This is a genomic window from Sulfuricurvum sp., from assembly GCF_028710345.1.
Taxonomy (GTDB): domain Bacteria; phylum Campylobacterota; class Campylobacteria; order Campylobacterales; family Sulfurimonadaceae; genus Sulfuricurvum.
Genome location: NZ_JAQTUH010000001.1, coordinates 74,871 through 93,010 on the forward strand (window position 1 = coordinate 74,871; position 18,140 = coordinate 93,010).

18 protein-coding genes are annotated in these 18,140 nt (G+C 37.4%); 3 read left to right on the top strand and 15 right to left on the bottom strand.

What is annotated here, in order from left to right; genetic code table 11:
• The first annotated feature begins 41 nt into the window (after positions 1 to 41).
• Entirely contained in the window at positions 42 to 797 is a 756-nt protein-coding gene (locus PHC76_RS00365) for a UDP-2,3-diacylglucosamine diphosphatase (RefSeq protein WP_300209723.1), read from the top strand.
• Positions 775 to 1,284 carry a hypothetical protein gene (locus PHC76_RS00370; protein WP_300209725.1) on the top strand — a complete coding sequence of 170 codons (510 nt, stop codon included), beginning with the start codon at positions 775 to 777 and terminating at the stop codon, positions 1,282 to 1,284. The genes PHC76_RS00365 and PHC76_RS00370 overlap by 23 nt, the downstream gene beginning before the upstream one ends.
• On the opposite strand, the gene PHC76_RS00375 is transcribed toward PHC76_RS00370, so the two are convergent.
• The 11 genes from PHC76_RS00375 to PHC76_RS00425 all read right to left on the bottom strand — a co-directional run bounded on the left by PHC76_RS00375 (position 1,260) and on the right by PHC76_RS00425 (position 14,259).
• Positions 1,260 to 2,369, bottom strand: coding sequence for a GGDEF domain-containing protein (locus PHC76_RS00375; protein ID WP_300209727.1), 1,110 nt, complete (start codon positions 2,367 to 2,369; stop codon positions 1,260 to 1,262). The genes PHC76_RS00370 and PHC76_RS00375 overlap by 25 nt on opposite strands.
• A gap of 87 nt (positions 2,370 to 2,456) precedes the next feature.
• The gene (locus PHC76_RS00380; protein ID WP_300209729.1) at positions 2,457 to 4,223 is read right to left on the bottom strand and encodes a UDP-N-acetylglucosamine 4,6-dehydratase family protein; all 1,767 of its coding nucleotides are present in this window, start codon (positions 4,221 to 4,223) and stop codon (positions 2,457 to 2,459) included.
• A complete protein-coding gene (locus PHC76_RS00385) occupies positions 4,220 to 5,173 on the bottom strand; it encodes a glycosyltransferase family 4 protein (RefSeq protein ID WP_299969207.1) in 954 nt (317 codons plus the stop codon). The genes PHC76_RS00380 and PHC76_RS00385 overlap by 4 nt, the downstream gene beginning before the upstream one ends.
• Positions 5,170 to 6,036, bottom strand: a complete 867-nt coding sequence (locus PHC76_RS00390; protein ID WP_299969206.1) for an NAD-dependent epimerase/dehydratase family protein — start codon at positions 6,034 to 6,036, stop codon at positions 5,170 to 5,172. The genes PHC76_RS00385 and PHC76_RS00390 overlap by 4 nt, the downstream gene beginning before the upstream one ends.
• Before the next feature lie 6 nt (positions 6,037 to 6,042).
• Positions 6,043 to 8,169, bottom strand: coding sequence for an STT3 domain-containing protein (locus PHC76_RS00395; protein ID WP_299969205.1), 2,127 nt, complete (start codon positions 8,167 to 8,169; stop codon positions 6,043 to 6,045).
• On the bottom strand, positions 8,166 to 9,110 hold the full coding sequence (locus tag PHC76_RS00400) for a hypothetical protein (RefSeq protein ID WP_299969203.1): 945 nt from the start codon (positions 9,108 to 9,110) through the stop codon (positions 8,166 to 8,168). The genes PHC76_RS00395 and PHC76_RS00400 overlap by 4 nt, the downstream gene beginning before the upstream one ends.
• Positions 9,104 to 10,129: a glycosyltransferase family 9 protein gene (locus PHC76_RS00405; RefSeq protein WP_300209731.1), complete on the bottom strand. Its 1,026-nt coding sequence runs from the start codon at positions 10,127 to 10,129 to the stop codon at positions 9,104 to 9,106. Before PHC76_RS00405 ends, PHC76_RS00400 begins: the two co-directional genes overlap by 7 nt.
• Before the next feature lie 10 nt (positions 10,130 to 10,139).
• A complete protein-coding gene (locus tag PHC76_RS00410; protein ID WP_299969199.1) occupies positions 10,140 to 11,096 on the bottom strand; it encodes a glycosyltransferase family 2 protein in 957 nt (318 codons plus the stop codon).
• Entirely contained in the window at positions 11,086 to 12,042 is a 957-nt protein-coding gene (locus PHC76_RS00415) for a glycosyltransferase family 2 protein (protein ID WP_299969197.1), read from the bottom strand. Before PHC76_RS00415 ends, PHC76_RS00410 begins: the two co-directional genes overlap by 11 nt.
• The gene (locus PHC76_RS00420) at positions 12,039 to 13,352 is read right to left on the bottom strand and encodes a hypothetical protein (protein WP_299969195.1); all 1,314 of its coding nucleotides are present in this window, start codon (positions 13,350 to 13,352) and stop codon (positions 12,039 to 12,041) included. Before PHC76_RS00420 ends, PHC76_RS00415 begins: the two co-directional genes overlap by 4 nt.
• 40 nt (positions 13,353 to 13,392) lie before the next feature.
• A complete protein-coding gene (locus tag PHC76_RS00425) occupies positions 13,393 to 14,259 on the bottom strand; it encodes a hypothetical protein (protein WP_299969193.1) in 867 nt (288 codons plus the stop codon).
• A gap of 46 nt (positions 14,260 to 14,305) precedes the next feature.
• Here PHC76_RS00425 and asnB point away from each other — a divergent pair, with 46 nt between their 5' ends.
• Positions 14,306 to 16,108, top strand: a complete 1,803-nt coding sequence (asnB, locus tag PHC76_RS00430; protein ID WP_300209733.1) for an asparagine synthase (glutamine-hydrolyzing) — start codon at positions 14,306 to 14,308, stop codon at positions 16,106 to 16,108.
• Between the two features lie 4 nt (positions 16,109 to 16,112).
• Here the strand turns inward: asnB and PHC76_RS00435 are convergent, their stop codons facing one another.
• The 4 genes from PHC76_RS00435 to dcd all read right to left on the bottom strand — a co-directional run bounded on the left by PHC76_RS00435 (position 16,113) and on the right by dcd (position 18,134).
• A complete protein-coding gene (locus PHC76_RS00435) occupies positions 16,113 to 16,613 on the bottom strand; it encodes a GAF domain-containing protein (RefSeq protein WP_299969189.1) in 501 nt (166 codons plus the stop codon).
• Positions 16,603 to 17,130, bottom strand: a complete 528-nt coding sequence (locus PHC76_RS00440) for a GAF domain-containing protein (protein ID WP_299969187.1) — start codon at positions 17,128 to 17,130, stop codon at positions 16,603 to 16,605. The genes PHC76_RS00435 and PHC76_RS00440 overlap by 11 nt, the downstream gene beginning before the upstream one ends.
• A gap of 166 nt (positions 17,131 to 17,296) precedes the next feature.
• Positions 17,297 to 17,533, bottom strand: a complete 237-nt coding sequence (locus PHC76_RS00445) for a DUF465 domain-containing protein (protein ID WP_299969185.1) — start codon at positions 17,531 to 17,533, stop codon at positions 17,297 to 17,299.
• Between the two features lie 40 nt (positions 17,534 to 17,573).
• Positions 17,574 to 18,134, bottom strand: coding sequence for a dCTP deaminase (gene dcd, locus PHC76_RS00450; RefSeq protein ID WP_299969183.1), 561 nt, complete (start codon positions 18,132 to 18,134; stop codon positions 17,574 to 17,576).
• Positions 18,135 to 18,140: the final 6 nt, after the last annotated feature.

An 18,140-nucleotide genomic window follows, 5' to 3' on the forward strand; every position in this document is an offset into this window, starting at 1 on the left:
TCGTCACCGCTTTGTAATCTTTCGAGATTACACTCTCGGGCATGAATGAGGATGTACTAAATTATCGTAGCGTATTTATCTCCGACCTCCACCTAGGTACTCGTGATGCACAGTCTGAGCAACTTTTAGATTTTATCCGTCAAGTCGAATGTGAAAATCTCTATCTCGTCGGTGATATTATCGACGGATGGGAGCTCAGGCGCAATTGGCGATGGTCTCAAGCACAATCGGATGTACTCCAAAAAATCCTCCGAAAAGCCCGTAAAGGGACAAAAATCCACTATATTATCGGTAATCACGATGAGTTTTTACGCCCTTTTTTACCGATGATTATGGGGGATAATATTACGATTAGCCATGAAAAAGTTCATTACGGTGCAAATGGCAAACACTATCTTGTTGTACACGGCGATATGTTTGATGCGGTAACGATGACGAAAAAATGGGTTGCCCATTTGGGAGATTGGTGCTATCTTTTTATGCTTCGTCTTAACCGACCGATTAATACTGTTCGTCGATGGTTCGGGATATATCATTATTGGTCACTCTCTAAAATGGCAAAACAGAGTGTTAAACAAGCGGTTAGCTTTATCACCGATTATGAGGATATCCTCTCCTCTCATGCTGAAGAAAAAGGGTTTGATGGGGTGATTTGTGGACATATTCATCATGCCGAAATGCGAAATATTAACGGTGTAGAATACCTTAATTGCGGTGATTGGGTTGAATCGTGTAGCGCCATAGTGGAACATTATAATGGACGGTTTGAGATTTATGAGCACAGTTCAATCCGTTAGTATCGTCTTTTATAAAGGGGAGGGAACCTTAGCCGAAAAGATAATTCGTCTTTGGACTAAAAGTCCGTATGCCCATTGTGAATTTAGGCGAAGTGATGGGCTATTTCACTCTAATGATCGTTTTCGATTGATTTCTCGAACGCACACTATGGAGATTAATCCCCTCGATTGGGATGTCTGTGAAATCGAGCTACCCTATGAGATTATTGCGCGGGTTGAAGAGCGACAATTAGAAAAGAACGGGACGCAGTACGATTGGATCGGGATTTTCTTTTCGCAAGTTTTTCGATTAGGATGGCATAATAAAAAACGGTGGTTTTGTTCTAAAAGTAATGCAGATGATTTAGTCTATGCGTATCGTTTGATGAGAGATTCTAATAACGAGAAATATTGCTCTTATTTAAACCGATTAGCAGTTTTTAAAGATTTGAATCCGCATGAATGTTCTCCCCATACCCTTTATCAAGCATTAATACGCTCTCCATGATATTCGCAAACTCGATTTTTTCCTTCACCTTTTGCACGATATAAGGCGGTATCTGCTTGATCAATAAGGGTATAAATATCCAACGATGGGTTACAGAGGGTAACGCCAAAACTGCACGAGACTGTGATATCAAGAGGAAAAATAGTTTCTTGAATTTTTTCACGAATTTTTTCAGCTAAAACCAATGCATCGATTGATGTTGTCATTGATGCTAAGATTAAAAATTCTTCTCCACCCCACCGAGCAAAATGATCAGTTTTTCGTAATATAGAGTGTGTAATATCGGCAATGGTGGTCAATACTTCATCTCCAATATTGTGTCCATAAGTATCATTGATCAGTTTGAAATTATCAATATCGAACATAATTAACGTGAAAGGGGTCGAATATCGTTTTGCTTCTTCAAAATGATTTTCCAATATTTCATCCATTTGACGACGATTGTAAAGACCTGTTAAGGGATCAGTAGAAGAGAGACGTTCTAGCTCTGTGAGATAAATAGCTTCTTTCTTCCGTACTTCCGCAAGCGTCTCATTAGCTCTAGCTATAGCCATTTCATATACGTATACAACATAAGTTAAGACAATAGATGCGATGCTAAAGCGTAAAAAAGAACGAATATTCCATCTCCCCTCATCCCATATTCCTATATGGTAGAAAGCCATAGAAAAGAGAATTAAATAAAAAAAAGAAGTAAGTGCTAATCCCTTTTTGTGTCCCATGAGAGTGATAACAAAAATAGGAAAAAAAATCGTCCAAATAAGCCCAAAATCGCTATTTTGATTGGTATAGGAGAAAGTGATAAAAAAAAAGAAAAAATTGGCTGTCCCTATGTAGACGGTACGGTTTAATTTTTTATTGACCTGTAGGTCAATGAGTGCACTAAAAGATATGATAGCTGCGGCAGTATCAAGGGTTCCTATAAAATAGGAATGAAAAATTACTAAATTAGTGTATGCAAACGTACTAAAAGCAAGCACCCCAATCAATAAAAAAGAATTGATCATCATTAATGATCGCATCATGCTCATCTCAATAGGTTCGAAGTTGGCGGTTAAAAAACGGTAAATTGACCCCTTGAGCACTTCATATCCTTGATATTGATAGATTATTATAATACATCAAACTAAAATGGAAGTGATATATACACTCTAAATACTATGAGGATGATATTAAGAAGTGTGGTTGAACTCAGGTACAATCTCACGTAACGCTTCAATTGGAGCATTGCTTTTTATAAGCTCTTCGATATCTTCTTTTAATTGTTCAATCGGATAGTGCGTCGAACCGGCAATCAAGATAGAGTCAAAAGCTGTTTTTTGTTCGCTATCATTAATCAATAACTCTTCATACAATTTTTCTCCGGGGCGTAATCCGGTATAAACAATCTCTATAGGTTGTGATGCGTAAAGACGAATCATGGTTTCAGCCAAATCGGCAATTTTAACGCTTTCTCCCATATCAAGGATGAAAAGCTCCCCTCCACGCGCAATAGCTGCCGCTTGAAGGACGAGCTGACACGCTTCACTAATGAGCATAAAGTAGCGGGTGATATCGGGATGGGTAAGGGTGATGGGACCTCCGCTATCGATTTGGGCTTTAAATTTCGGGATGACACTTCCGCTAGAGCCAAGGACATTACCAAATCGGACGGCAACGATTTCGCTGTTTTTCGGATTAACATTTTGGGCATAAAGTTCAACAACCCGTTTGGATGCACCCATCACATTGGTCGGTCGTACCGCTTTGTCGGTAGAGATAATGACGATTTTAGTCACGTTGTGCTCAATGGCGGTATCGATAACATTACGGCTTCCGAGTATATTATTAGTAAGTGCGGCATTGATATTATCTTCACACAAAGGTACATGTTTGTATGCTGCGGCATGGATCACGATATCGGGTTTGGATGAGAGGAATAGAGTATTTAGGGGCTCTTTATCTAAAATATTGAGAAGTCGTAAGGTGGCGTGAGGGAGCTTTTCTCCGATTTGATAAAGATTGTATTCACTGTGATCAACAAGTAGGAGTTTAGTTGCACCGAACGCATGACATTGTAGGGCTATCTCACTCCCGATACTTCCTCCAGCACCGGTTATTAAAACAGTTTTATTACGGATGAAACTCTCGATAATCGGAGTATCGAGGTCTTTTGGATGACGTGCAAGTAAATCTTCGATAGAGAAGTCTTGAATCATCCTGTCTTCGAGGAGGGAAGAGCGTTTGATAGTATGAATACCAAGCGTGTTGAGTTGTTGGTAGGTGTCGCGTAATATCTCTTGTGGAAGCGTTCCGTCGATGATTGCAGCGGAAATATTTTTGGATTGTATTAATGTAGGTAGATCATCAATCCCTGATATTTTAATGTTTCCGATGGTAGAGCGAATCATATTAAAATTCTTTGGCTGGATAGCGATAATACCGACAGGATAGTAGGTGAGTGGATTGTCTAACAAAGTTTTGATAAGTGAGGCTGTATGGGGAGAAATTCCGATGATGAGGGTTAGTTTGTGAGAAGATTGTTTAGACTGGCTTGATAAAATTCGTTTTGATAATCTTAGTATTCCTACTAATGTTAGCGAGAGGATAAAATCAATACCGATTACACTTCTTGGCATGGGTAAGAATATGGTTGAATCCAACCAATAGAGGATAAAAAATGCAAACGAAGAAACAATTAGGGCATAAAAAAGTCGTTTGGCATCATCTAAACCAAAAAATCGCCACGTAAGTCGATAAATACCAAAGAGATAACAACTTCCCAATTTTAAGAGTGTTAATACAAAAAATACGGTATAAAATTTTACCATGTGTTCAGTGGGAATATTAAAATCAAATCGCAATTCGTAGGCAAAACGGAGTGATAAGAAGAAAAGGATAAAATCAGCCAATAAAAAAAATACAAACCGTTTAAAAAAACTGGGGGTTAATAAATTCATAGGAACTCTTTTTTCGAATCGACAAAATAGAGTAGTTTAGCTAATAATAAAAGTGTAACTCCTAAAATAACAAGAAAATATTTTTCCGGAGTTATTAGTAGTAAACCAAACAGGGTAAGATTAAAAACAAGTCCAAGTAAAACGATGTTTTGATGACTCCATTTTGCTAAGTGTAAGCGTTGATACATATGTTTCTTGTGTGCTACGGAGAGTTTTTCATGGTTTAACCATCGTCTGATAAGGGTTATGGTAGCATCAAACCAAAAGAGACTTAACACAACAAGCCATCCTGAAAAATGGAGTGTTGATGCATCGTGTATCATATAAATTGCAAAGATAAAACCAAGAGAGGTGCTTCCGACATCACCCATAAAAATGGAAGCTTTTGGTCGATTAAAAAGTAAAAAACCAGCGGTAGCGGGTATTATAAAGAGAAGAGTCGGCTCTTTGAAGAGGGTAAAGGCAGCTATGGATACAAAAATAGTTTGGCTTGCGGCATACCCATCTATTCCATCAAGAAAGTTATAAAGATTAGTAAACCATACAATCATCAGGAAGGCAATCCCATTTAACCACATACCATGTAGTGTGAAAAAACCAAATTGAATTTCATTCACCCCTCCTAAGATGAGTAATACGGTTAGTGCACTTAGTATTTGAACGCTTAAGCGTACATAAACAGGTAGTGGTTTTATATCGTCGAAAAATCCAATAATAGCGATAGGAACCCCCATGCATATAGCCCAAAAAAGTTGAGATTCTATAAATGCATGGTAATAGAAGAAAGCGGTGTAAAAGGTAATAATAATAGCAACTCCACCGCCTCTTGGAGTTGAAATCGTGTGGGAGCTTCGCTCGTTGGGTATATCAATCAATTTGAGCACAGATGCATATTTTCGAATGATAAAAGTGATGATAATAGAAAGGGCGAAAAGGATAAGATAGATCATTTCTCCCCTCGAATCATCTTTGTAAATGCAAGATGGATAGGTATTTTGGCATAATCTCCCAGTTTTTCTTGTGCGTAGGAATCATCGATAATTAGGGAAGAAAAAAGTTTATAGAATGGTAATGATTGAAATTTACAGAGCCATCGAATAAGGAACTCCGGAAGTGGTAGGATGTAGCGTTTGATCTTCATGTTGAGGATTATCAGTTCGGTTATCTCTTGGATTGATGGCATAGTATGATCACGGAGTAGAATGACCCCTTTTGGTTTAGAGCGAACTGTTGCCCATAAGGCGGTGACTAGATTATCAATGTAGATAAGGGAACGCTGATTTTTATTGTATCCTAAGGGAAGTATAGGAAGGGTACGAATGATTTTCTGGAGTTGCTTCATATTGCCTGGGGTATTGTATCCGTAAACTATTGGGGGACGGATGATTGTAACGTGAAATGTGTCGTTCTGAATGTTTTGTAACGCACTATCAGCTTCGTATTTACTTTTAGCATATAATGTGTCGGGATACTCTGCGGTTTTTAAATCAATATGCAAGGCTGTTTTACCATATACGGCAATGGTACTCATTTGTATAAAATGTTGTATACAGGCCTCTTTTGCTTTATGTGCTAAAAATAGAGGAAGATCGGCATTAATACGATGGATAAGATTGGGGTCTTTGATAGAATCATGAACAGCTGCGGTAAAATTTATGATGGTATCAAAACCTTTAAATGTGTCGGATGTAAGATGGAAATAATCACGAAGTGATGAATCACGTCGTAGAATAACACATTGTATATTAGGAGGAGAACTTGCAACAAATGCTTTTGCAATTGTACTGTTCCCCCCAATAACTAATATTTTCATGCACGTTTAAATTTTTAATCGATAAATTTTTGTCATCGGGTCAAGTGATACAGGCTCAAAAAGATTTTTATCATAATGTTCAAAAATAAACATTTGAAAATAGGTTGAATGGAGATAAAAATCATCAACTACCAAAAACTTACCATAGCTTGCTAGGTAGATTACATTAAGTCCCTCAGAAGCAAACGATTGTTCATTTGTTTGGAGTTTGTTGTCTTGAACATATCCTACTTGATAAAAAGATTTTATCGGTACTTCTTGTGCCCCTAGTTTAAGGGTGTTTTTTGCTTTGATGATAGATATTCCCTGACCCAAATCGATACTTTCTCCATTATCATGAATTGTATCGGAAGCATAGAAAAAAGGTTGTTGACGATTATCCGGTGCTTTTAAGTCGAGATTACTAAATAATGCTACTGTTGGGAAAATTTCCATCATTCGAAGCGGTAAATAGAGGTAAACATTATGTGCTTTTGTCGGTAGTTTGTACTCAGGCAAGGCAATAGAGGTTAAAAGCTCATCGGGGTCATTATACCCTTCTTTCGTCATCATGTACTCAAAATCGGTCGAAAAAGTTTTATTGTTTTCCGTAAAACCTTTTTCCGTATATTCTGTATAAAGTCGCATCATGTGTGCAGCGGATAGTTGATCTTGAGCAGTTAAAACAAAAGATGCCGGATAGTTGACGTCACCAGAGTGTTTACCTCCATCAACCCATGTTTTGACATCTGCGTAATAACGGATAGGATAGCCAAAATCCCACCATGTCACGACGTAATCTTCTCGAGTGGTTATATCTTTGAGTTTTACTAAAGGAGCAACTTCATTTTTTTGCATAACAGATGGTACTTTATAATCTAGGACATGAAGGATGTTGGGAATAGTTAGTAGAATAGTGAGTATTCCAGCTAAAAGAATTTTGACAAATTTTGATGAAACAAACTGACTGATGACGATAATAACATAACCCATACCAAGTGTAAATAGTGGGACTGCATAAATAGTAAAACGGAGCCCACCCCAAATAGCAAACATCCCTAGCCCAAATAGTGGAAGGGTAAGTAACATAAGTCGATAACGCCAAAGCAGTAAAGCGTACCCCACTAACCCGAGAAAAAAACTGATTACATGACCACTGATACGCTCTGCAAGTGTTTCGAACGGAATATGTCCTGCCTCTCGTACCGTCTCCATAACATTATAAAAATGTAAAGTTGCTACGGAAGTTGTTGTACTTCCGTTGCGTAGGGCATAAGCATCAAAAAGGTTAATAATCGGGGTAAATCCACCTGTTGCCAAGAATACAATAAGTGTTAGTGCGAGAGCTCCGTATTCAAGGTGTTTTATACGACCTTTTTCGAAATGAAAAACAAGAAAAAGAGTTAATGAAAATAACACTTTGAGTAAAATTGCAATTTGTGAAATCCCGATGAGATAAAACGCAATTAGTTTATAGTTGAATTTGTTCGTTCGTTCAAATATCAGTGTATATAAAAGCAGCCCAATACCAAGAGCAGCACTTAATGTATAGCTACTGTTGTACCACCATCCATAAGCAATGACCCCTAGTGTAGGAATCAGCAAATATCGGTTACGCTGAGCTATAAGGGCAAATAGGATTCCCCATACGATAAAAAGAGGGAGCACGATATTGAGCATATCGGTATCATAGTATCCAACCATGGTTCGGTTGTAGTAGCTGTAGGTAATAGAAGCTAAAACTGCACCGATGAACCCGGCACCACTTTGACCAAAAAGACGACTGATTAAAATTATAGGAATAACTATTAACGAACCAAGAACTGCAGGCATATAAAAGATAATAGATTCGAATGAAAAAGGGAGTGCTTTTGCAAAAATAGCTGTCAGAATTGCTGGAGCCATCTCTATTGGGCTTAGATCGTTTGGTTGGTGGGTACCGCTTAGAATATCTCTCGCCCCTTCTGCCCAGTAGTAGCCATCATTGGTATTGATCATAAATTGATCATTCCATATAAAAGGGTCAGTTCCGTGAAATTGGTATACCCATATTAAGCGTATGGATAAACTAAATAGAAAAGCGATAATAATGAGTAAAGTAAGTTGTGCTTTGGTGATAGTATCTGAAAACTTTGGATGTAAATATTGTTTCATTCGGATGTTCCTATATAGGTTATTAACTTTTTTTTCTCTTTTTCATCGAGGTGAAATGGTGGATTTAAATAATTGAGCACATATTTTTGATTACATCTTAACAATCGTCCCCGAAAAAGGATATGCGAAGGCTTATTATATAGTAAAAATAGGTGCATTCCAAAGGCATCAAAGGAAACATTGTGAAGAACATTGTTGGATGCATACAAAATAAAAAGTTCTTCAACGGAAAGTTGACCACGTAAATCGATATCAACAAAATTGTAAAACTCGGGATCGTGCAGTTTCTCTTGTTCTGTACCCGTATGGATAATCTGCATATTACCTTCATGCGCAATCTTGAGTGCGGTTTGTGCTAGGTTGTTGAGATCATTTTTAGTGATGAGAAATCGCGATGATGCAAGGTAATTATTAAAGATAAGATACTTTTTGGAAGGGTCAAGAAAATGACTTAGTGTTTCAAAAGTAGGGATAGAGGGTTTTGAGGAGGTGTTTTTAGGATTAAGTTGCAGTAGTGTTGCCACATGTTCTAAAAAATAATTACAAATAGGTTGATTGATTCTGTTCTCGGTGGTATCAAGAATCAACAGTGTTTTTGAAATTTGTTTTAAAAGAGGGTAAAACTCGATTCTGCTGATGATTAGATCATAATGAGAGGGTTCGAAATGTTTTGGAACTATAACCCCTATACGTTCAAAATAAAAGTTCATTTGAGGAAGAGGGATAATCTCAACCTCTATATGGTTGTCTCGCATGAGTCGAACGAGAGGTTCTATAAAAAAGTGATCTCCTAAATGGAACCGTTTGGGATCGTTAAAATAAAAAAGTACTTTTGAAATGATGGGAGGGGGATTGATAAAATAGACTCCGGATACGACTTTTGATTTAGAAAGAGATAGCTTGGAAAGATACTTTTGGATAAATCGTTTCAATGTTAACATGGTGAGCTCTTTTGTAGAGTTTGAATCATATTTAAAACGGAAGATACACTAATTTGTTTCATGCAAAGATTATTATCACATGTGTATGCACGCCCTTTTATTCCGTGTAATGGGATATAGCATGGGGAACATTCCATTGAGGATACGATTGAAAATTGGTGTTTACCTATGGGATTAGCTGCTTCAGATGGAGTTGGACCGAACAACCCTACTGTCGGTTTATCCATTGCGGCGGATAAATAGAGAAGTGAACTGTCATTACCAAGATAGAGACACGATTTTTGAAGAATTAATGCAGTTTCATCAAACGTAGTTTGATTGACGAGATTAATACAATGTGGTAACTCTTTCATAACCAAAGAGGCCAGATAGGTATCTTCCTCCCCATTTCCCAATAAAACAATCGGCATAGAGAGCTGTTTGAAAAGTTCAATATACGATTGAGTCGGCCAACGGCGATTGGGCATACTGCTATGAATATTTGAGGCACCACTTATATTACAGGCTAAAAATTGTGAAGGGAGTTGATGGGTTATCGTTGCTGTGGGAGAGGGATAATACTCTAACCCTTCCCCCATTTTTAAAGCAGGTTCAAATTTTTGTGCCAATATAAACTCTTGTACTGTTCGATTGATAGTATTGTGGTTATAGGAGATAGAGATGGTTAAAAATCTTGACATGCGGTTGTTAAACCCTATCGTTGTTCTAATTCCCGCTATTTTAGAAAGTATTTGAAAAAGTGGATGAATGTGGAGGATAAGTGCCGCATCATATCTGTCACGTCTCATGATACGAAATAGTCTCCAGATGGTTCGGATATTTTGGAATAACGATTTTGAGGGGAAAGTATGGATGATAGCATGTTCCTTAATGTGGGGATTGTGTTGGGTGATAATCGCACAATTTTCCATGACGAGGTGATGCACTTCATAGTTCAGGCTCGCAAAGTGGCTAAAAAGAGGTGTTGAAGCTAAAACATCTCCTAAGCTAGCAAGTTTAATAATGAGGAGTTTTTTCATAACCATTTTCTCAAGAACCGATAAGTCGAAAAAAGTCGCGTACTCCGCGAAACATTGCATCACGAGTTGCTATTCGACCTTGGATGCTAAAGAGGAGTGTACGAATGAATTTAATACCGATAAAAAAGGTGAGAAAAAAGAAAAAACCTATTTTTTTCTTATGCTTATAGTGATACAAAAGCCGATTTCGTGTCCCATAATAGTATGAAAAAGGGGCAAAATCACCACCGGTTGAACGACCAATTTTGTGATAGATTATACTCTCACGTGCTACAAAATTTTGATAACCGTTTTCACGAAGGGTAGTACAGTAATCGCTATCTTCAACATAAAGAAAGAAACGCTCATCCATAAAGCCAAATTTTTGAATTAGAGTTGTAGGTATCATCATTAAGCAACCGCTAATAAAGGGTGATTCCCGATAAGGGTTTGAAAAGAGATCAGTGGAGTGTATCGCTTCACGGTACCACCCGATTTTTCCTCCTGAAAACCAAATACGATTTGGCTCATCGGCATATCGTATAATCCCTCCGACTATACCGGCTTTTTCTTCATAGTGATAAACATTGAGGAGGGGTTCTATAAACTTTGGTTCGACGATGGTATCGTTATTGAGAAGAAGAACATAATCTGCACTATTATTTAGTGCGTATCGAACTCCCGTTGCATTGCCGCCAGCAAAACCATAATTTTGATTATTGTTGATGATGGTTATTTTATTGGATGATTGTTTGCTATCAGATTCATTAATCAATAAATATCCATAAGATTCTGCCCATAAACAAATCTCATGAAGTGAGTTATCGGTAGAAGCATTATCGATGAGAAGTAACTGAAAGTTTTGGTATCCATTTTTAAGGACGCTTTCTGCACATTCAATAGTGTCATACGAGTTATTGTAGTTTAAAACAATAATCCAAACAATACTATCTGAATTACAAGGCAAGATTAAACGCTTATGTGTCATATTTTTTTAACTTTTTTATGATATTAATCATAATATTTAGCGGAAAGGAAGGAAGAATGGAAATAATGAAAAGTACAAAGATAGAATAATTTTTTAATGCTATTGAAAATATGCTCTTATATGTACTAAAAATTTTATAATTATAATAACCGTCACTTCTTAGTGTTAAAAGATTTTTGAGTTTAAAAAGCTTCGTTTTGTTGTTGTGCTGCTGTATTGCGAATAGTTTGTTTTCAAGTGTGTATTGTGGAGGTAAAGAGAGGATAAAATTGGACCAGCGTACTATCCATATATCAAATGTATAAGGTCTCCAACTTGTTTTTCTGATACCAGGCAATTGTATTTCATGAGTGTAGCATTCTTGTAACCATAAAACAAAAATATTTTTTTGTTTTGCAAGTGTTTCAAAAATAATACCTGTTTGAATAAAGTTTGTATCATAGTATCTATCAAATAATGCTTGTTCTATTATCTTTTTATTGTAAATCAAAGAGGCTATTTGGGTCATGTGCCATCCAAGATTCTTTAGCAGAGCATTTTTATCTCTAATGATCATTTCTGAAACATTAGTGACCCTAGCATTACTATTAACAATAATCATATCGTAGTCTAAATTTAACTGTTTTATGATTTCAATTAAACTTTTAGCAGGAAAAATGGCGGTATCACCTAAAAGCCAAACAAATTTTGTATTTGGATATTTGAGTGCAATTTCAAAATTGAGTTCACCTAAATTGGTTTCATTTTTATAATAATACAGTAGGGAATATTTTTGTTGCCATTTTTCTACTACTTGTTTTGTCGAATCGGTAGAAGCATTATCGGAAATAAATATTTGAATATTGAATTTTCTTACAAGAGGAATATGAATTTCAAGACAATAATCTAAGAAATCAGAACGGTTATAGGTTGGGATGGTAATTGATAAAAATGGATTAGCGATCATAATACAGAATCTCTCTTTCTATATTTTTTAAATATCATTATAACCCAAGGTATTCCCCATAGGTAACTGCTTAAAAATGCAATAAAAAAATACTCAAAAGGTAAATACAGTGCTATGAGCCATGTTGTAGTGGTAATATAAACTCCACTTATAAATGAGGGTATTGCGAGAGGTTCCTCTTTGTGTGCACGTATATATAAAGCCAAGCTATTTATGGTAATTTGCATTAACCAACTTAAAGAAAGTATAGTCAGTGAAAATGGGTTCACAAGTCTATCAGCAAAATGTAGATATTTTCCAAGAAATATGACGGCGATGAAAAGTACGGTTATCACTAACATATAGGTAAGAATGGCTAAACTAAGATGCTTTTTAAATATAAAATCCAGTGTTTCATAATCTTGATGTGCAACTAGTATATTTATTTTAGGTGTAATGATAGTTATCCAAATATTTGAAATACCATATATTGCAGTACAAACAGCAATACTAAGACCAACTTTGCCTGCTTCTACGGCACCGTAATAGTGAAAGGCTATAGGGGTAAAAATAAAAAAGATAAAATACCCACTAGCCCAACTGATAGCGTATTTACCCATAAGTGGCAATAGTTCATATTTCCAGCTATGTGATATCTTAGTACCAAGCCCATGTAGCTGTTTTAACATACGTGCATATCGATAAAAGATAAGCATTGTACCGCTTAGTGTACCGATGCATAGTGAAACGGTTAATGCGTAAAGTCCTGAACCTATCATAAGAAAAATAACAGTAGAGATAATGGTAATAAAAGAGATTAAAAATCGTATTTTTTGAACTTCTCCTACGCTATTGCATCCTTCGATAAACGATAGCAGAATACTATTGATAAAAGCCAATACGGAAGCCATAACATAAATAATCCAGGGTAAACCCCACAATACTGTGGTGTATTTTTGACTGAGTATCACAAATCCTGAGAATAAAATAATTGGGAATGTTAAAAGCCCAATACCCCACGACCACTTCATCGCGAATCGAAGCAAGCTAGCTATTCTTTCTAAATGTAAGTGGTTACCGGATAACGTTTTATCGGATTCAAATTTTAAATGAGCGAATTCATGTGCTGAGAATTGAAGAAGTATGGTTGAGAATCCCATATCTGCAAATACAGCTAATGCTGCAAGACTTGTAAATGTATACCAATAACCTTGAGTTTCAGCATTTAAATATAAAGGAATTAAAGCAAGAAGTGCAAGTCCTGAAAAAAGTCGCCAAGTTTGATTTATAGCTGCATAACGAAAATCAAGATTTAAAACTATTTTGAACATAATACGAAAAGGTTAATATAAAGTTTTTTCATAAGTATTATTACGCATTCTTCTTATTTTGTTCACAATATCGTTTTGCTTGTAGTAACCGTTCTTTATGCTTGGCATCAGCGAGTGCTTCGGGTACGACGTTACGTAGATAATACTCAACATATTTGCAGAGGTTTATAGCTCCTTGTATTCCGGCATCTGCTTTAAACTTTTGGATGGCACTGGAGCGTTCGGAGTCTCGAAAGAGGGCTTCGTTAAATTCAAAGCCGAAATAATTAAGTGCTTCTTTGTATTGATATGTGAGCTTCTCTTTTACCTCATTAAAATAACGGATAAACTCTTCACGGTGGAGATCTTCAAAAGCTTTTAGCGTGTTATAGAGAGTGTCGAGTTCTTGACGATGGGTACCGATATAGTGGATCGTGTCTACTTGTTCTCGACGGACAAATTTTAACTCTTCTGTAAAACTTTTTTCATTATCAGGTGAAATAGTAGGTGTTTGAAGCTCCATAAGATCACGCTTGGAAGTGAGTACTTGTTCTTTGGTTATCAGCATCTGTAATTCTGCTTTTAGGGTGTCAAAGTTTTTTTTCTCAATCATATAATTCTCTTGAGCGGTGAGAAAATCTTTGGTATACACTTTCAGTGCATATTGGGTTCGTTGTTCAAATTCGCTGAACCGTTCATGGAGAAAGCGGATCGTATTGAATTGTTTGACTAACTCTTCTTTGTAGATAGTGGGGTCAATGTCTTTAAACATCCCTGCCGCTGAGTAGATGAACTCCTTAAAAACATCAAATTTAAACCGCTCGTCAAAATCAAATCCGATGGCATTAAAATATTTTTTGACAACTTTGATATCTTCGGCAAAAAAATCAAGGACAATCTGTTTTTGAGATATGGAAATAGGTATCATTATGTTTCTATTCGACCTAAATGTGTTTTTCTTATGATAGCGTATAATGTCGAAAAAAAGGGATGGTATGTGCGGAGTATTTGGTATTATCGGTAACTACTCACCCCATCGCGCACGTGAAGCATTAAAAACGTTACACCATCGCGGTCAAGATCATTGCGGTATTATCGAAGAAGAGGGGTTGTTTTTAGCCCATCACCGCCTCTCGATTACCGATAATCATCCCCGTTCCCATCAACCGATGCGCCATAAACAACTCCTTTTGAGTTTTAACGGGGAGATATATAACCACAAAGCGTTGCGTCACGAGCTTGATTATCCGTGGCAAACCTCCAGTGATGCCGAAGTTGTTTTAGCGGCGTATGAGAGGTGGGGGATAGAAGCAATCCACCGTTTTGAGGGGATGTTTGCGTTCGCGCTGATTGATGGAGAGAAACTTTATTTGGTACGTGATCGATTCGGTAAAAAGCCGATGTTTTACCATCAAAACGGTGAATCATTTAGCTTTGCTTCCGAAATCAAAGCCCTCCGACCGTTTTTGAAAACTCTGCAAATGAATCGTGACGCGATGCGCTCCTATCTCTCATTTCTAGCGCCCACCCCACCCCATACGTTTTATGCGGGGATTGAAAAGCTCCAATCGGGGGAATATCTCTGTTTTGAGAGGGGAAAAATCACCAAAACAACCTATTATGACCTTTCACACACCTCTTCGACTAGCTCCAAAACACTCGAAGAACTGCTTCATGAAAGTATCCACAAACGGCTCGATACTGAGGTCGGGGTAGCGGCACTGCTCTCCGGCGGTATTGATAGCGCAATGATCTGTGCAATCGCCTCTCAACAGGGAAAAAGGCTCCCAACGTTTACCTTGGGATACGATGAATACAGTGGATACGATGAACGGGTAAACGCTAAAGCTACGGCAGAATTTTTAGGGTTAAAAAATACCGAGGTGGTGATTTCACGCACCGATTTTGACTCCTGTTTGGATGAGGTGTTAGATCAAATGGATGAACCGCTCAATGATCCCGCTGCATTACCCCTCTATTTACTGATGAAAAAAATTAGCTCAGATGGGTACAAAGTCGTTCTCAGCGGTGAAGGTTCGGATGAGCTATTTTTAGGGTATCGGCAGTATTTTGAGTATCTCGATATCGAAAAAGCGGCATCACTCCATCACAAAAATTGGCTCAAAAAATATTTTCACAGTAATTTTTCGATGAATCGTGAGTGGGAGTGGTATAAGCGGATTTTTGATGAGACCCTCCTTTTTCGAACATCGGGAGAAAAATTTACCGATTTGCAACAAAATCTCTTATTGCGTGAAAATGTACGTGATAATGAATCGCTCCGATTTTTACAACCCTATCGTGAGAGTTTTGCCCAAAGTGATTTCTCGCACCCATCGCATTGGTATAGTTTTATCGATTTGAAACTTTTTGTCGGGGAACATTTTCTGAGTAAACTCGATTCCGTATCGATGGCACATACGCTCGAAGCTCGAACCCCCTTTTTGGATCATACGTTAGCGGAGCGTGTCTTTGCTAAATCTCCCGAAGAGCGGATCGGAGAGGGTGGAACAAAATATCTACTCAAACAGTTGGGAAAAAAGTATCTAAATGATGAGATTTTAAATCGCCGTAAAAAAGGGTTTGCAAATCCCTATATGGAGTGGCTGATTGCATCAGGACGTCTGGAATTGATACGAGAAGTGAATGAAAAAACGGGGCTATTTTATCCCGAAGAGATTGAAAAATATATAGATTTAGCACGCCGAGGGAAATTTAAACAGCATAGCTGGGGACTCTATGTCCTCAGCCATTGGATAAAGCGGGAGTTGCTATAATCGTTTATTTTGTATTTTTTTCTATTAATAGTGCTAATTCTAATGTTCCGCTGATATAGTTGGCGAAAAAATTCATGATCCCCTCATCCGCATCGGTAAAATCACCGTTGTATTTGTTGAGCATTTGAAGAATACCTATTACCTCTTGTTTAGAGTTTAGGATGGGAATGGCTAAAATATTACGTGTAATAAATCCGCTTTTATCATCGATTTTTGGCGAAAATCGACTGTCTTCATACGGATTGTTCACTACAATTGGCTGTTTAGCTTTGATGGTTTCACCGACGATACCGGTATCCATCCCCAAAACAATTTTACCGATTCCATCACTCAGTTTACTCCATACCATATGGCCTTCGTAATCAACAATAAAAATAGAGCATCGCTCGGCACTGACAATCGCTTTTGCCTCTTCTGCAATCTCAGGAAGGGTATTTTCTATACTCTCTGATTGTGCTAACCGTTTCCCAAAAACGGCGATACGTTGATATGTTTCAATACCCATGTGTTTCCTTTTTAAGTAGTGTTCCTCGGGTGTCATAAGAGATAGCAAGTTCTAAATACGAACTAATATAGTGGGCAAAAAATATCATCGATTTGGCATCGTCGGCACTAAATCCATTAGGTTTGTTAAGCAGTTGAAACACTCCGATGATTTTACGATTGGAGTCAAATATAGGGAGTGACGCAATATTTTTCGTGACAAAACCACTTTTACTATCGATAGTAGATAAAAAATGCTCATCATGATAAGGATCATTAATGAGTAATGGCTTACCTTCTTTAAGGGTGTGCCCGGCAATCCCGTCATATTCATGAATTGTGATGGTTTCTATTCCGTCGGCAAGGGTTGTCCAAAGAGTTTTATTGGTAAAGTTGCGGATAAATATAGAACACCGCTCTGCTCCACTGACGTTTTTGGCATATTCTGAGATAATAGGGAGTCCTTCATGTATGGAAGGGCGACTAAGTAAGGCTCGTCCAAAATCTGCTAATTTAGTGAAAGTTGGATGTGGATCCATAGTGATTTCCTGGAATAATTTTTTCACACATAAAAAAGTATGCTATCACTGCTAAGCTGAAAGTTAACTCAATGATGACAAATTGATGAAAATAAAGGGAAGAAGATTGACGATCATTGTGATTGCGGAATATCTCCGCAATCGGTGAGAGAGGTTGAAATTAAAATTAGAGATCATGCTCTTTTTTGTACTCGATAATCATCGCGTATGCTTCATCTTTGAGAAGTAATTTTTCTTTTTTTAGTTTTTCCAGCTCTAAATCGGTGAGAGGAATAGTCCCTTTTTCAGCTTCGGTGATTTGATCATCAAGCGCATTGTGGCGGTCAAAAATTTTCAAAAAATGGGCATTTGCCGCATTATTTTCTTTCATATGGGTGATAACATCACGATATTCATGTAGCATGGTAGCTCCTTAATAGGTTGGTATGAAATTCTATCATTATTTATTTTAAAATTCGTGGAAGGGTAATCCCCTCTTGTCCTTGATATTTGCCGCTTTTATCTTTATAAGAAGTTTCACACATCTCATCGCCTTGTAAGAAAAGAACCTGAGCAATCCCCTCGTTAGCGTAGATTTTAGCCGGGAGTGGGGTAGTATTTGAAATTTCAATAGTGATATGTCCTTCAAACTCAGGTTCAAACGGAGTGACGTTGACAATGATGCCGCAACGTGCATAGGTTGATTTACCCAGACAAATAGCCAATACATCACGAGGAATTTTAAAATATTCTACTGTCCGTGCCAGAGCAAACGAGTTGGGTGGAACGATACATACATCACCTACAAAATCGACAACATTAGCGTCATCAAATAATTTAGGGTCAACAACTGTAGAGTTGAGGTTGGTAAAAATTTTAAATTCATTCGTCACACGAATATCATAACCGTATGAACTGAGACCGTAACTGACGACCCCAACACCCACTTGATCCTCGCAAAACGGGGAAATCATCCCCTCTTCGAGAGCCATTTTTCGAATCCATCCATCACTTTTGAGACCCATGTACAA

Coding starts and splice junctions, on each gene's coding strand:
- PHC76_RS00365 (WP_300209723.1), top strand. CDS start 42: ATGAATGAGGATGTACTAAATTATCGTAGCGTATTTATCTCCGACCTC.
- PHC76_RS00370 (WP_300209725.1), top strand. CDS start 775: ATGAGCACAGTTCAATCCGTTAGTATCGTCTTTTATAAAGGGGAGGGA.
- PHC76_RS00380 (WP_300209729.1), bottom strand. CDS start 4,223: ATGAATTTATTAACCCCCAGTTTTTTTAAACGGTTTGTATTTTTTTTA.
- PHC76_RS00385 (WP_299969207.1), bottom strand. CDS start 5,173: ATGATCTATCTTATCCTTTTCGCCCTTTCTATTATCATCACTTTTATC.
- PHC76_RS00390 (WP_299969206.1), bottom strand. CDS start 6,036: ATGAAAATATTAGTTATTGGGGGGAACAGTACAATTGCAAAAGCATTT.
- PHC76_RS00395 (WP_299969205.1), bottom strand. CDS start 8,169: ATGAAACAATATTTACATCCAAAGTTTTCAGATACTATCACCAAAGCA.
- PHC76_RS00400 (WP_299969203.1), bottom strand. CDS start 9,110: ATGTTAACATTGAAACGATTTATCCAAAAGTATCTTTCCAAGCTATCT.
- PHC76_RS00405 (WP_300209731.1), bottom strand. CDS start 10,129: ATGAAAAAACTCCTCATTATTAAACTTGCTAGCTTAGGAGATGTTTTA.
- PHC76_RS00410 (WP_299969199.1), bottom strand. CDS start 11,096: ATGACACATAAGCGTTTAATCTTGCCTTGTAATTCAGATAGTATTGTT.
- PHC76_RS00415 (WP_299969197.1), bottom strand. CDS start 12,042: ATGATCGCTAATCCATTTTTATCAATTACCATCCCAACCTATAACCGT.
- PHC76_RS00420 (WP_299969195.1), bottom strand. CDS start 13,352: ATGTTCAAAATAGTTTTAAATCTTGATTTTCGTTATGCAGCTATAAAT.
- PHC76_RS00425 (WP_299969193.1), bottom strand. CDS start 14,259: ATGATACCTATTTCCATATCTCAAAAACAGATTGTCCTTGATTTTTTT.
- asnB (WP_300209733.1), top strand. CDS start 14,306: ATGTCGAAAAAAAGGGATGGTATGTGCGGAGTATTTGGTATTATCGGT.
- PHC76_RS00435 (WP_299969189.1), bottom strand. CDS start 16,613: ATGGGTATTGAAACATATCAACGTATCGCCGTTTTTGGGAAACGGTTA.
- PHC76_RS00440 (WP_299969187.1), bottom strand. CDS start 17,130: ATGGATCCACATCCAACTTTCACTAAATTAGCAGATTTTGGACGAGCC.
- PHC76_RS00445 (WP_299969185.1), bottom strand. CDS start 17,533: ATGCTACATGAATATCGTGATGTTATCACCCATATGAAAGAAAATAAT.
- dcd (WP_299969183.1), bottom strand. CDS start 18,134: ATGGGTCTCAAAAGTGATGGATGGATTCGAAAAATGGCTCTCGAAGAG.